General features: G+C 40.1%; 1 protein-coding gene. It reads left to right on the forward strand.

What is annotated here, in order from left to right:
- Nucleotides 1–50: 50 nt before the first annotated feature.
- Nucleotides 51–701, forward strand: a 651-nt coding sequence (locus tag JEM65_RS19915) for a phage integrase SAM-like domain and Arm DNA-binding domain-containing protein (protein WP_199603326.1), incomplete at its 3' end; no start/stop codon positions are given.

A 701-nucleotide genomic window follows, 5' to 3' on the forward strand; every position in this document is an offset into this window, starting at 1 on the left:
GATTTGACTTTTGTCTTTAAAACATTTTTGTTTAACCAAAGACATCAACAATGCAGACAAACACTACCTTTGCCGTGATTTTCTACACAAGGAAACCCAGAGGCAACACGAGCGAATTATCCATCTTCGCCCGTATCACAGTCAACCAAAAACGTTCAGAAATCAGTTTAAAAAGGTGTACACTTTTAAGGGATTGGGACAGCAACAGGAACAGGGCACGTGGAAGCTCCTATAAAACAAAAGTCCTCAATACCTACCTAGACCAAGTATACAGCCATTTATTGGACTGCCATAAGCAATTATTGGAAGAAGGAAAGATCATTACCGCCAACGCCGTAAAATCGCGTTATTTGGGTCTGGACGAGAACCATAAGACATTGACCGAACTCATGGCCTACCATAATACCAACATGGTCAGCATCCTGAAATATGGCACCATGAAGAATTATTACACTACAGAAAGGTATCTGCTGAAGTTTTTACGCAAGCATTTAAAAGTTGACGACATCTACCTGAAACAATTGAACTATCGGTTCATTTGTGATTTTGAGCAGTTCCTGAGAGCCTACAGAAATCCAAAAAAGGAATTGGTGCTGTCCAACAATGGCGTTATGAAACATATGGAACGCTTTAAAAAAATGGTAAACCTTGCCGTTAAGCTGGAATGGATTCCAAAAAATCCGTTCAACCAGTTCCAGCTT

It is taken from the genome of Gelidibacter salicanalis (genome assembly GCF_016469035.1).
Lineage (GTDB): Bacteria > Bacteroidota > Bacteroidia > Flavobacteriales > Flavobacteriaceae > Gelidibacter > Gelidibacter salicanalis_A.